The 12362-nt window shown below is 72.8% G+C and carries 11 protein-coding genes; 8 read left to right on the forward strand and 3 right to left on the reverse strand.

The genetic code is table 11. The features are described 5' to 3' along the window. Nucleotides 1-308: 308 nt before the first annotated feature. Nucleotides 309-1316 carry a LacI family DNA-binding transcriptional regulator gene (locus ACIQFY_RS13065; RefSeq protein ID WP_251154218.1) on the reverse strand — a complete coding sequence of 336 codons (1008 nt, stop codon included), beginning with the start codon at nt 1314-1316 and terminating at the stop codon, nt 309-311. Between the two features lie 232 nt (nt 1317-1548). Between ACIQFY_RS13065 and ACIQFY_RS13070 the strand changes: the two genes are divergently transcribed. The 4 genes from ACIQFY_RS13070 to ACIQFY_RS13085 all read left to right on the forward strand — a co-directional run bounded on the left by ACIQFY_RS13070 (nt 1549) and on the right by ACIQFY_RS13085 (nt 5861). Further along, nucleotides 1549-2577 (forward strand): nucleoside hydrolase, encoded by a 1029-nt coding sequence (locus tag ACIQFY_RS13070; protein ID WP_400340419.1) that lies wholly within the window; start codon nt 1549-1551, stop codon nt 2575-2577. Beyond that, the gene (locus ACIQFY_RS13075) at nt 2574-3992 is read left to right on the forward strand and encodes an MFS transporter (RefSeq protein WP_400340610.1); all 1419 of its coding nucleotides are present in this window, start codon (nt 2574-2576) and stop codon (nt 3990-3992) included. Before ACIQFY_RS13070 ends, ACIQFY_RS13075 begins: the two co-directional genes overlap by 4 nt. Further along, the gene (locus ACIQFY_RS13080) at nt 3989-4846 is read left to right on the forward strand and encodes a ribokinase (protein ID WP_400340421.1); all 858 of its coding nucleotides are present in this window, start codon (nt 3989-3991) and stop codon (nt 4844-4846) included. Before ACIQFY_RS13075 ends, ACIQFY_RS13080 begins: the two co-directional genes overlap by 4 nt. 79 nt (nt 4847-4925) lie before the next feature. Then, nucleotides 4926-5861 (forward strand): Ppx/GppA family phosphatase, encoded by a 936-nt coding sequence (locus ACIQFY_RS13085; protein WP_400340423.1) that lies wholly within the window; start codon nt 4926-4928, stop codon nt 5859-5861. Between the two features lie 52 nt (nt 5862-5913). On the opposite strand, the gene ACIQFY_RS13090 is transcribed toward ACIQFY_RS13085, so the two are convergent. Then, complete coding sequence (locus ACIQFY_RS13090; RefSeq protein WP_066651677.1) at nt 5914-6528, reverse strand: antibiotic biosynthesis monooxygenase; 615 nt, start codon at nt 6526-6528, stop codon at nt 5914-5916. 71 nt (nt 6529-6599) lie between these two features. Between ACIQFY_RS13090 and ACIQFY_RS13095 the strand changes: the two genes are divergently transcribed. Further along, a complete protein-coding gene (locus ACIQFY_RS13095) occupies nt 6600-7100 on the forward strand; it encodes a DUF6328 family protein (RefSeq protein WP_400340425.1) in 501 nt (166 codons plus the stop codon). On the opposite strand, the gene ACIQFY_RS13100 is transcribed toward ACIQFY_RS13095, so the two are convergent. Beyond that, nucleotides 7097-8143 carry a Ku protein gene (locus ACIQFY_RS13100; RefSeq protein ID WP_400340427.1) on the reverse strand — a complete coding sequence of 349 codons (1047 nt, stop codon included), beginning with the start codon at nt 8141-8143 and terminating at the stop codon, nt 7097-7099. The genes ACIQFY_RS13095 and ACIQFY_RS13100 overlap by 4 nt on opposite strands. 92 nt (nt 8144-8235) lie before the next feature. On the opposite strand from ACIQFY_RS13100, the gene ACIQFY_RS13105 reads away from it, so the two are divergent. The 3 genes from ACIQFY_RS13105 to ACIQFY_RS13115 all read left to right on the forward strand — a co-directional run bounded on the left by ACIQFY_RS13105 (nt 8236) and on the right by ACIQFY_RS13115 (nt 12299). Then, on the forward strand, nt 8236-8790 hold the full coding sequence (locus ACIQFY_RS13105; protein ID WP_326497036.1) for a hypothetical protein: 555 nt from the start codon (nt 8236-8238) through the stop codon (nt 8788-8790). 99 nt (nt 8791-8889) lie between these two features. Then, nucleotides 8890-9780: an SDR family oxidoreductase gene (locus tag ACIQFY_RS13110; RefSeq protein ID WP_400340429.1), complete on the forward strand. Its 891-nt coding sequence runs from the start codon at nt 8890-8892 to the stop codon at nt 9778-9780. Continuing rightward, a complete protein-coding gene (locus ACIQFY_RS13115) occupies nt 9777-12299 on the forward strand; it encodes an ATP-dependent DNA ligase (RefSeq protein WP_400340430.1) in 2523 nt (840 codons plus the stop codon). Before ACIQFY_RS13110 ends, ACIQFY_RS13115 begins: the two co-directional genes overlap by 4 nt. Nucleotides 12300-12362 lie beyond the last annotated feature (63 nt).

Consider the following 12362-nt stretch of genomic DNA (forward strand, 5'->3'; position numbering starts at 1 on the left):
CGGTGCGAGACGCCTCGTCCGTCACGGGGGCTCCGCGCGCCGAGACGCCGGCGTCGGTCTGAGACGCCCCCGCGCGTGCGAGACGCCTCCGGAACCGGGGGCGTCTCGCGTGTTCCGGTGCGTCCCGGACAGACGTCGGCGTCTCGCGGTCCGACACCGCGTCTCGCCGCCGGAACGGGGCCGTGTCGCCGGAACGGGGCCGCGTCGCCGGAACGGGGCCGCGTCGCCGGACGTGCGCTGTGTCGGACGGGAGGCGCGGTGCCGGCCGGTCCCGCGCCTCCCGTCCGGTGGATCGTGCGGAGGCGCCGTCAGGCGCCGGTGCTGGCGCGGGGGACCAGGCGGGCCGGCAGGTCGACGGGCTCCACCGCGGTGCCGTCGATCGTCGCGAGCAGGCGCAGGGCGGCGGTGCGGCCGAGCTCGGCTCCCGGCAGGGCGACGCTCGTCAGGGCCGGCGCCGTGACCGACGACGAGGGCAGGTCGTCGAAGCCCGCGACCGCCAGGTCCTCGGGGACCCGGAGCCCCATCGCGCCCGCGACCCGGAGCACGCCGTACGCCAGGGTGTCCGCCGCCGCCACGACCGCGGTGACGCCGTCCTCGTGCCACGCCTCGACCACGTGCTCGGTCGCCAGTGCGGCGGCGTCCACCGTCAGGTCCGCGCGGGCACCGGTCTCCGAGACCGTGATCCCGGCGGCGGCGCAGGCCTCGTCGAACATCCGGTGGCGGATGCCGAACGTGGCGACCCGGGCGGTGCCGTCGAGGTACGCCACGTGGTCGTGTCCGCGGTCCCGCAGGTGGGCGACGAGCGCGTCGATGCCCGGAGCGAGGTCGTAGTCGACGGCGGTGGTGCCCTCGGCGGCGTCGGGGGCGTCGAGCAGCACGACGGGCACGCTCGCGTCCATCGACTCGCCGGCTGCCGGGGCGTCGACCAGGATCCCCGCCGGCCGCAGCCGCTCGAAGCGCCGGAGGTCGGCGGCGGTGGGCTGTGCGCCGCGCTCGGTGACCGAGAGCACGAGCTGGTACCGGTCGCCGAGCGTGTCGCGCACGCCGCGGATCACCTCGGCGAAGAACGGGTTCGACAGGTCGGGTGCGATGAGCACGACCAGGTCGCCGGTGCCGCGGGCGAGCGTGCTCGCCGCGTGGTCGACGACGTACCCGAGGGCCTCCACCGCGTCGCGCACCCGCTCCGCGATCGGCGGGGACACCCGCCCGCGCTCCTTGCCGTTGACGACCAGGGAGACCGTCGCGATGCTCGTGCCCGCGCGTTCGGCCACCATCGCCGCGGTCACGCGACGGCCGTGAGCGGCGGGGGAGGGCACCCGACGAGCCTACCGACCGACGAGGGCAGGCGGTCGGACGAGGATCGCTCGGAGTTGACGTCAAGCGCTTGACGTGTTCGAATGTCAAACGCTTGACGCGCCGCGCTGGAGTTGGTTCCTCCACAGTGCGGACCCCACCGCGTCGAGCACATACCTCCGTCCGGCGCTGCCGGACACGACGGGCTGCGAGCAGCCCGCCGACGCCGATCCCCGACGAAGTGGAGCGCCCCAGGTGCCCGATGCAACGACGCAGAAGATCATCCTCGACTGCGACCCCGGCCACGACGACGCCGTCGCCATCCTGCTGGCACACGGCAACCCGACGATCGAGCTCCTCGCCGTCACCACCGTCGTCGGCAACCAGACCCTGCCGAAGGTCACCCGCAACGCCCTCGCCGTGGCGCGCATCGCCGGCATCACGGGCGTGCCGTTCGCCGCGGGCGCCGACCGACCGCTGCTGCGCGAGATCGAGGTCGCCCCGGAGATCCACGGCGAGAGCGGCCTGGACGGGCCGATGCTCCCCGAGCCGTCGTTCGGCCTGGACGAGCGGCACGCGGTCGACCTCGTCATCGACACCGTGATGGCGCACGAGCCCGGCACCGTGACGATCGTCCCGACCGCCGGCCTGACGAACATCGCCCTCGCCGTCCGCAAGGAACCGCGCATCGTCGAGCGCGTCAAGCAGGTCGTCCTGATGGGCGGCGGCGTGCACGTGGGCAACTGGAGCCCGGTCGCCGAGTTCAACATCGTCATCGACCCCGAGGCAGCGGACATCGTGTTCCGCGCCGGGTGGGACGTCGTCATGGTCGGGCTCGACCTGACCCACCAGGCACTCGCCACCCCCGAGGTGGCCGCGCGCATCGCCGCCGTCGGCACCGGGCCCGCAGCGTTCGTCGGCGAGCTGCTCGAGTTCTTCGGCAAGGCCTACGAGGACGCCCAGGGGTTCGACGCCCCGCCCGTGCACGATCCCTGCGCCGTCGCGTACGTCATCGACCCGACGATCGTCCGCGCGGTACGGATGCCGATCGCGATCGAGACGACGGGCACCCACACGCTCGGCATGACCGTCGCGGACCTCCGCGGTCCCGCGCCCGAGGACTGCCGCACGTCCGCGGCGATGGAGCTCGACCACGGGCGCTTCTGGGACCTGGTGGTCGACGCCCTCGAGCGGATCGGCGAGACGCCCGACACCGGGTGGTCCCCGCGCGCCGCAGCCCGGGCCGTCGAGTCCGCCGACACGACCGTCACCCCGGAGGCCTGAGCACCGTGACCACCACCTCGACGACGAAGTCGATCGGCGCCCTCACCGCCGCCCTGCTCGCCGCGTGCGTCGCGTTCCAGCTCAACGCGAGCATGCTCAGCCCGGCGCTCGCGACGATGGCGGACGAACTCCGCACCGACGACGCGACCATCGGGCTCTCGCAGACGCTGTTCTTCACGATCGCCGCCCTGTTCTCGCTGTTCCTGCCCCGGCTGTCGGACATCGTCGGCCGCAAGCGGGTCCTGCTCGGCATGCTCCTCGTGATGCTCGTCGGCAGCGTGGTCGCCGCCCTCGCCGTGAACGTGCCGATGCTCTTCGCCGGCCGCATGATCCAGGGCGTCACCGGGCCGGTCGTCCCGATCGGCCTGCTCATCCTGCGCAACGAGATCGCCGACCCCAAGCGCTACGGTGCAGCCCTCGGCCTGCTCACCGCCGTGAACGGTGGCATCGCCGGTGTCGACGCGCTGGCCGGCGGCTGGATCGCCACCCACTTCGGCTTCCGCGGGATCTTCTGGGTGATCGCGGTCGTCACGGTCCTCGCCGCGCTCATGGTGGCGGTGTGGGGCGTCGAGTCGAAGCCGTCCGCCGGCACCCGGATGGACTGGTGGGGCGTGCTCCCGCTCGTCGTCAGCGTCGGCGCACTGCTCACGGCGTTCAACGAGGCCGGCAAGCTCGCCCAGGCCGACTGGGCGCTCGTCGTCGGCGGGATCGTCGTCGCCCTGGTCGCGTTCACGGTCTTCTGGGCGGTCGAGTCGCGGGTCCGCGAGCCGCTCGTCGAGACCCGGTACCTGCGGCGTCGCGGGACCTGGGCGCTCCTCGTGACGACGCTGCTCACCATGACGGGGGTCTTCGCCGTCGTGAACGGGCTGGTCACGAGCCTGGCCCAGAACGACGAGGTCGGCTTCGGCATGGAGGCGGACGTCGCATCGCTCGCGTTCCTCGTGCCGTACGCGCTGGTGGGCTGGGTCGTCGGACCCTTCTCCGGCCGCCTCGCACCGACGCTCGGCTACCGCGCCGTGCTCCGCGTCGGCCTCGTCGGCAGCATCGTCGCGACGCTCGTCATGGCGTTCGTCGGCGTCCACTCGCTGCCCGTGCTCGTCGCCGCCACCGTGCTCATCGGCATCACCTACGCGGGCATCGCGAACATCGTGCTGAACGGGCTCGGCATCGTGCTCTCGCCGGACTCGAACCCCGGCTTCCTGCCGGGCCTCAACGCGGGCGCGTTCAACCTCGGTGCGGGCATCAGCTTCGCGGTCCTCCCGGCGCTGCAGATCGCACTCGGCACCGGCGGGTCAGCGGGCACCGCCGGCTACTCCGGTGGCATGCTCCTCGGTGCCGCGATCACCTGCGCGGCACTCGCCACGTCCTTCCTCATCCCGCGCCCGGCCTCGGCCGAGACAGGAGCCACCGCATGAGCGGCATCGTCGTCGTGGGCAGCCTCAACGCGGACCTGGTGGTCCGCACCGAGCGCTTCCCGAAGCCCGGGGAGACCCTGCAGGGGTCCGACCTCGCGATCCTGCCCGGTGGCAAGTCCGCCAACCAGGCGGTGGCAGCCGGGAGGCTCGGGGGCACCGTCCGCATGATCGGTGCGGTCGGCGACGACGGGAACGGCACACTGCTGCGCGAGTCCGTCGCATCGGCCGGCGTGGACACCACGCACGTGGCGGTCCGGCAGGGCGTCGCCACCGGGACGGCCATCATCACGGTCGACGCCGCGGGGGAGAACACCATCGTGATCTCGGGCGGCGCGAACGCCACGCTGACCCCGGACGACGTGCCCGCCGATGCCCTCGACGGCGCCGGGGTGCTCGGTCTCTGCCTCGAGGTCTCGATCGACGTCGTGCTCGCCGCCGCGCGGGCCGGTCGGGCCGCCGGAGCGACGGTGCTCACGAACCTGTCCCCGTTCGGCGCCGTGCCGCAGGAGCTCCTCGACCTGACCGACGTGCTGCTCGTGAACGAGCACGAGGCCGCCGAGCTCGGGGACCACGGCGTCGCACGCTCGATCGTGACCCGGGGCGGCGCTGGCTGCACCGTGCACGACGGGGATGCCGCGCCGGTCGACGTCGACGCCGTGCGGGTCGAGCCCGTCGACACCACGGGCTGCGGCGACGCGTTCATGGGGGCGGTGGCGCTCCGACTCGACGCCGGGGACCCCCTGCTCGAGGCCGCGCGCTTCGCCGTCGGCGTCGGCGCGTACGCCGCGACCAAGCCGGGCGCGCAGGCCTCCTACCCGACCTCGTCGGACCTGGAGTCGTTCCTGCGGCCGTAGCCCGGGCCTCCCCCCGCCCGTCCCGTCCCGTCCCGTCCCGTTGCGTCCCGCGGGAGACACCGGCCGCTAGCGTTGGTGCATGCGCGTCGGAGTCCTCGACATCGGGTCCAACACCGGCCACCTGCTCGTGGTGGACGCCCACGGCGGAGCCGCGCCCCTGCCGGCGTCGTCGTTCAAGCAGGCCCTCCGGCTCGCCGAGCACCTCGACGAGTCGGGTGCGGTGACCGCGGTCGGGGTCGACGCGCTGACGACCTTCGTCGCCGATGCCGTCCGCGTCGCCGAGGAGCGCGGCTGCGAGGACATGCTCGGCTTCGCGACCTCGGCCGTCCGCGACGCCGTGAACTCCGACCAGGTGCTCGCGCACGTCGAGCGGGAGACCGGCGTCGAGCTCGCGGTGCTGTCCGGCGAGGACGAGGCGCGCCTGACCTTCCTGGCCGTCCGACGCTGGTTCGGGTGGTCCGCCGGACGCCTCGCGGTGTTCGACATCGGCGGTGGCTCGCTCGAGATCGCCGGCGGTGCCGACGAGGCCCCCGACGTCGCGTGGTCGATGCCGATCGGCGCTGCCCGACTCGCGCGCCGGTACTTCGCGGCGGGCACGCCCTCGGAGGACGACGTCCGCCGCATCCGCCACGAGATCCGCGTCGCGATCGCCCGCGACGCCGGACTGCTGCTGCGTGCCGGGCGGCCCGACCGGGCGGTGGCGACCTCGAAGACCTTCCGGTCGATCGCCCGGATCTGCGGCGCCGCGCCCTCGGCCGCGGGACCGCTCGTGCCGCGGTCCCTCGACGGTACGGTGCTCCGCGAGCGGCTGCCGTCACTCCTGACGATGTCGCTCGACCAGCTGGCCGACCTGCCGGGCGTCTCGCCGAGCCGGGCGCACCAGGTCGTCCCGGGAGCGCTCGTCGCCGAGGCCTGCCTGGACATCTTCGACCTGCCGGCGCTCGAGATCTGCCCGTGGGCGCTGCGAGAGGGCGTGATCCTCGAGCGGCTCGACCAGCTCTCCGTGCTCGGCTGAGACCCGACCCGACCCGACCCGACCCGGCCGGGCGGTCGGGCTCGGACGGGGCCTAGCGCTGCCGGGCGGGTCGCGGGGGAGCGAGCAGCCACGGGCGGATCAGCCCCGTGACGACGGGCAGCACCCAGAACGTCATGATCGGCGTGAGCACGAGCGTCGTGACGAGCACGCGGGGCAGCACGGCCAGGTGCCCGAACGCCGGGACGAGCCAGCCGACCAGGTAGGTGAAGGCGAGGTTGACCGGGAAGAACCCGAGCCAGATGCTCACGGCCTGCTTCCAGCGGGGCGGGGCGCTCGACGCGGGGGCATCCTGCGGGGCGTCGAACCAGCCCTCGATGCCGGTGCGCTTCTCCACCCGGGACTCCACCACGAGGTCACGCCCCTGGTCGAGCCAGCGGAGCCGGTCGTCGGAGTTCTCCCACGTGGCGAGCTGCTCGTGGTCGGCGAACCGGTAGAGCATGTGCCACTCCCGACTGGTGGCGTGCGACCGGACCCACCCGGAGCCGAGGAAGCCCGGGTAGCGGTTCGCGAGGTTGACGCCGGACTGCACCCACGCGGTGGCGTCGGGGATGCGGTCGGGCTCGACCAGGCGGGTGATGGACACGGTGACGGGCGGGCCTGCGGTCACGGATGACGACTGCAGGCTCCCTGGCTCTTGTGGAGTCATGCGGACAGTCTCGCGGAGTCGTGTTTCCGGCTCGTGTCGGCACCGTGGGTCCGGCGCAGTAGGTTCGGCGCATGAGCGACGTCAGCGGTGCAGCACAGGACACCGAAGGGGGGCGACACGAGACCCCGACCGAGCGGTGGGACCGGAACTGGTCGGACATCCAGCAGGAGCTCCGGATCGTGCAGACCGGGACGCAGATCCTGGCCGGGTTCCTGCTGACGTTGCCGTTCCAGCAGCGGTTCACGATGCTCAGCACCAGCGAGGAGGTCGTCTACCTCGTGCTCGTCGCGCTCGCCGTGGTGATCACGGTCGTCGCGCTGTCCGCTGTCTCCGCGCACCGTCTGGTGTTCCGGCAGCGCCAGAAGCACGATCTGGTGCGTGCCGGCAACGCGCTGCTCATCGCGGCACTCGCGGCGAGCGCGCTGCTCTTCTCGGGCACCGTGCTGTTCGTGTTCGACGTCGTGATCGGGGACGTCGGCGGGATCATCGGCGGGGTGGTCGTGTTCCTCGGCACGGGTGCGCTCTGGGTCTCGATCCCGCTCGCGCTCCGCCGGACCCGACGCGACGGCTAGCTGGCCTGCTTCCTCGCGGGGGCCTTCTTCGCCGGAGCCTTCTTCGCGGCGGGCTCCTTCGCCGGGGTCTCCTTCGCGGGGGTCTTCTTCGCGGGGGTCTTCTTCGCCGGTGCCCTCTCGGTGGGGGCCTTCTCCGCCTCCGCGTCCCCGTCCGCACCAGCGGAACCGGACGACGACCGTGCGCCGGACGACGAGCGCGACCCCGAGCCTCCGGACCGTGACGATGACCGTGACGAGGACCGCGACGACCCCGACCGCTTCTTGTCCACCGAGGCCCGCAGGGCCGCCATCAGGTCGATGACGTCCCCGCCGTCGCCGTCCTCCTCGTCCTCGGAGCGCTCACCGAACGTCTCCGCGGTGTCGACGTCGTCGCCGGCCTCGAGCTTCGCGTCGATGAGCTGCTGCAGTTCCTCCTGGTAGGAGTCCGTGTAGCGGTCCGGGTCGAAGTCGGCGGACATGCTCTCGACGAGCGAGGACGACATCTTCAGCTCGTTCGCGCTGACCTTCACCGACGCGTCGAGGGCCGCGAAGTCAGCAGCCCGGACCTCGTCGCCCCAGAGCAGCCCCTGCAGCAGGATGACGTCCTCGTTCACCCGCAGCACGCCGAGCCGGGTCTTCTGCCGCAGGGTGAACTGCACGATCGCGAGCCGGTCGGTCTTCGACAGCGTCTCGCGGAGCAGCACGTAGGCCTTCGGCGAGCGGGAGTCCGGCTCGAGGTAGTACGACTTCTCGAACATCATCGGGTCGACCTGGTCGACGGGCACGAACTCGAGCACCTCGATCTCGTGCGACTGCTCCTCGGGGAGATGCTTGAAGTCGTCAGACGTCAGCACGACGGTCTTGTCGCCGTCGTCGTAGGCGCGCTGGATGTCGGCGTACTCGACCTCGTGGCCGAACTCGCACACGCGCTTGTACCGGATGCGGCCCTTGTCCTCGTCGTGCACCTGGTGCAGGGAGACGTCGTGGGTCTCGGTCGCCGCGTACACCTTGATGGGCACGTTGACGAGCCCGAACGCGATGGAGCCCTTCCAGATCGACCTCATGGGCACATGATGCCCGTGAGTGCGGCGACGGGCCCTCAGTTCCGGGCGGATCGCCAGCCGCGCCTGGCGCCGGAGGGCGTACCGTGCTGCACATGACGGGGGACCACGAGACGACGACGGCCAGCGCGGCGACGGCGATGACGACGACGGACGACGACCGGATCGGCGCGTCGGGGTGGTGGCAGCTCGTCGCCCTGACGGTCACCGGGGCGGTCGCACCGGCGGTGTTCTTCGCGCTGCAACCGCGACCGGTCCCCTGGGTCGCAGTCGTCGTGCTCGGCCTCGCGCTGGCGGTCGTGCTCCCCGCGCTGCAGGTCTGGTCCTGGGCGCGACGGGGCGGTCGTGCCGCCGTCGTCGCGACGCGACGGTGGGTGGACGAGGGACGCGTCCCCGCCGAGGTCCCGGACGCGGTCTGGCGTCCGCGGGTGCAACGGTGGCTGGCGGACGCACGGCAGCGACGCACCAGCGGGTGCGTGTTCGTCGGGCTGGCCGCGCTGTGGGCGATCCTCGCGGCGTCGGGGACCGCAGGCGACTGGGGTGTCGCGGTCGTCTGGGCCGTACTGGGGGTCGGCACCCTCGTGCAGGGACGCGGCGACCGGGTCGGTGCGGAGCAGCTGCTCGCCGCCCCGGTGCGGACGACGGTCTGACGGCCGACGGTCCCTGCACAGCTCCGGTGTCAGGACGACCCGTCCACGGAACAGCCCGGTCCTGAACCGTCGTGCCGCCACGGCGAGCACCATGGGCCCATGAGCCAGCTCGACAAGCAGGACCCGCGTTCGCAGTACGCCCGGCCGCCGTTCCCGCCGCAGACCCAGCAGGGGTCGGGGCTGGCGAGCGCGATGGACCCGGCGCCCGACCACGGCGAGACGACCTACCTCGGGACGGGGCGGATGCCCGGGTACCGGGTGCTCGTGACCGGGGCCGACTCCGGCATCGGGCGCGCTGCCGCGATCGCGATGGCGAAGGAAGGAGCCGACGTCGCGCTGAACGCCCTGCCCGAGGAACGCGAGGACCTGGAACAGGTGCGCGACGTCGTCGGCGACCTCGGGCGCAGGGCCGTGCTGCTGCCGGGCGACCTGACCGACGAGGCGTTCTGCGACACCCTCGTGCGCGACGCCGTCAGCGAGCTCGGCGGCCTCGACGCGCTCGTGCTCGTCGCCGGACACCAGCAGGTGCACGAGGACGTGACCGAGCAGTCGACCGAGGACTTCGACCGCACCATGAAGGTCAACCTCTACTCGATGTTCTGGTTGGTGCGAGCGGCCGTCCCGCACATGGCGCCCGGCAGCGCGATCGTCACCACGAGCTCGGTCTCGGCGTACCAACCGCAGGACCGGATGATCGACTACGCCGCCACGAAGTCCGCCATCATCACCTACACGAACGGTCTCGCCCGCCAGCTCGCGGCGAAGGGCATCCGGGCGAACTGCGTCGCGCCGGGGCCGGTGTGGACGCCGCTGCAGCCGATCAGCTACCCCGGTGACGAGATCGCCGCCTACGGTCAGGACACCCCCTTCGGCCGTCCGGCGCAGCCCGTCGAGCTCGGCAGCGCCTACGTCCACCTCGCCGGCCCGGAGTCCTCGTACACGTCCGGCAGCACCCTGACCGTGGCGGGAGCGACCGGGGTCGCGCTGTGAGCCCCGTCGCCCGGAAGACCACCGTCACGGTCGGCGACCGTCGGATCGCCCTGACGAACACCGACAAGGTGCTCTACCCGGCGACCGGGACGACCAAGGGCCAGGTCATCGCGTACTACGAGCGGGTGGCCCCGTGGATGATCCCGCACGTCAAGGACCGCCCCGTGACGCGGAAGCGCTGGGCGAACGGCGTGGACGGCGGGGTCTTCTTCGAGAAGAACCTGCCCGACTCGGCGCCCGACTGGGTCCGTCACCACACGATCGCGCACAAGGAGCACGACACCGAGTACCCGATCGTCGACGACCTGCCGACGCTCGTCTGGACGGCGCAGCAGGCGGCGCTCGAACTGCACGTCCCGCAGTGGCGGTTCGGTCCCCGCGGCGCGCAGCAACGTCCGGACCGGCTCGTGCTCGACCTCGACCCCGGCGAGGGTGTCGGGCTGCCGGAGTGCGTCGAGGTGGCGCTCGCCGCACGCGAGATCCTGCACGGCATGGGGCTCGACCCGTACCCGGTGACGAGCGGCTCGAAGGGCATCCACCTGTACGCGGCGCTCGACGGGCGCGCCACGACCGCACAGGTGTCCGACGTCGCGCACGAGCTCGCCCGGGCGTTGGAGCAGGACCTGCCCGACCTGGTGCTGTCCTCGATGAGCCGCGCCGAGCGACGGGGCAAGGTCTTCGTCGACTGGTCGCAGAACAACGGCAACAAGACGACGATCGCGCCGTACTCCCTGCGCGGCCGTGACCGGCCGACCGTCGCCGCGCCGCGGACCTGGCGGGAGCTCGAGGAGCGCGGGTTCGCCCAGCTGGAGTTCGAGGAGGTCCTCGACCGCCTGGAGGCCCACGGCGACCTCCTGCACCCGGTCGCCTCCGCCTCGCTGGCGGTGGGCAGGACCGACCACGGCCACTGGGACGGCGACCGGACCCAGCGTGCGAACGAGGCAGAGCAACCGGCTCGCGACCGCCTCGCGGCCTACCGCGCGAAGCGCGATGCGTCGCGGACGCCGGAGCCGGTGCCCGAGGGCGCACCGACCGTGCGGAAGGACGGCACGCCGACGTTCGTCATCCAGGAGCACCACGCGACCAGGGACCACTACGACTTCCGGCTCGAGCACGAGGGTGTGCTCGTGAGCTGGGCGCTGCCGAAGGGCGAGCCGACCGACCCCGGGAAGAACCACCTGGCGGTGCAGACCGAGGACCACCCGCTCGAGTACGGCTCGTTCGAGGGGACGATCCCGCAGGCCGAGTACGGCGGGGGGACCGTCACGATCTGGGACGACGGCACCTACGAGCTCGAGAAGTGGCGCGACGGCGAAGAGGTGATCGTCACGCTGCACGGCCGCACGAACGGCGTCCGTCGGCTGGCGCTCCTGCACACCCGAGGGCGGGGCCGCGGGAAGGACGGCGACGAGCAGAACTGGCTCATCCACCGCACGAAGGACCAACCGGACCGTCTCGCCGACGGGGGTGGCGAGGCGGATGCGGGTCGAGCCTCCCGGACACCGTCGCCGAGCGCTGCGGAGCGGCAGCGGATCGGACGTGCCGCGCCCGCGACGACGTCGCCCGCCGAGCGTCGGGCCATGCTCGCGAGCCCCGTGCAGGGGGAGCCTCGTCTCGACCCGGCGGCCTGGGCGTTCGAGATGAAGTGGGACGGCGTCCGTGCCCTGGCGACCGTGCGCGACGGACGGGTCACCCTGCGCAGCCGCAACGACAACGACCTGACCGCGCAGTACCCGGAGCTGCAGGAGCTGGGTGAGCGGGCCGGGGTCGACGGGGTCTTCGACGGCGAGGTCGTGGCGCTGGACGAGCGCGGGCGTCCGTCGTTCGGTCTGCTGCAGGACCGCATGGGACTGACCGGGGCTCGTGACGTCGAGGCTGCTCGGCGCCGGACACCCGTGCGCCTGCTGCTCTTCGACGTGCTCGAGGCCGACGGACACGACCTGACGCGGCTCGGCTACGACGCCCGGCGCGAGGCGCTCCTGACCGTCGTCGAGCGGGGTGGGGTGATCGACGTGCCCCGGGCGGTCGACGGTGACCTGGACCATGCCGTGGCGGCGTCGCGTGAGCGGGGGCTCGAGGGCGTCGTCGCGAAGAAACGGTCGTCGCGGTACGCCGAGGGCCGCCGCTCCGAGGCCTGGGTGAAGATCAAGCACCACGTCACGCAGGAGGTCGTCGTCGGTGGGTGGCGGCCCGGCAGGGGGCGCCGGGCCGGTGGCGTCGGATCGCTGCTGTTGGGCGTACCCGGCCCGGACGGACTCGAGTACGTCGGCAGGGTCGGGACGGGGTTCAGCGACCGCGACCTGGACGAGATCGGGGAGGCCCTCGGGAAGACGGAGCGGAAGACCTCGCCGTTCGTCGACGTCCCTCGCCCGGATGCTCGCGACGCCCACTGGGTCACACCGCGTCGGGTCGGTGAGGTCGAGTTCGCCGAGTGGACGGCTGACGGTCGGCTCCGACAGCCGTCGTGGCGCGGGTGGCGGCCGGACAAGGGGCCCGAGGACGTCGTCCGCGAGTCCTGACCTGGTCGGCCTCGGCGATCCCGGGCAGAGGCGGTCCGTGCGCCGGATCAGGGGACGCACGGA

This window comes from Curtobacterium sp. NPDC092190 (assembly GCF_044755625.1).
GTDB lineage: Bacteria > Actinomycetota > Actinomycetes > Actinomycetales > Microbacteriaceae > Curtobacterium.

Coding starts and splice junctions, on each gene's coding strand:
- ACIQFY_RS13080 (WP_400340421.1), top strand. CDS start 3,989: ATGAGCGGCATCGTCGTCGTGGGCAGCCTCAACGCGGACCTGGTGGTC.
- ACIQFY_RS13085 (WP_400340423.1), top strand. CDS start 4,926: ATGCGCGTCGGAGTCCTCGACATCGGGTCCAACACCGGCCACCTGCTC.
- ACIQFY_RS13090 (WP_066651677.1), bottom strand. CDS start 6,528: ATGACTCCACAAGAGCCAGGGAGCCTGCAGTCGTCATCCGTGACCGCA.
- ACIQFY_RS13095 (WP_400340425.1), top strand. CDS start 6,600: ATGAGCGACGTCAGCGGTGCAGCACAGGACACCGAAGGGGGGCGACAC.
- ACIQFY_RS13100 (WP_400340427.1), bottom strand. CDS start 8,143: ATGAGGTCGATCTGGAAGGGCTCCATCGCGTTCGGGCTCGTCAACGTG.
- ACIQFY_RS13105 (WP_326497036.1), top strand. CDS start 8,236: ATGACGGGGGACCACGAGACGACGACGGCCAGCGCGGCGACGGCGATG.
- ACIQFY_RS13110 (WP_400340429.1), top strand. CDS start 8,890: ATGAGCCAGCTCGACAAGCAGGACCCGCGTTCGCAGTACGCCCGGCCG.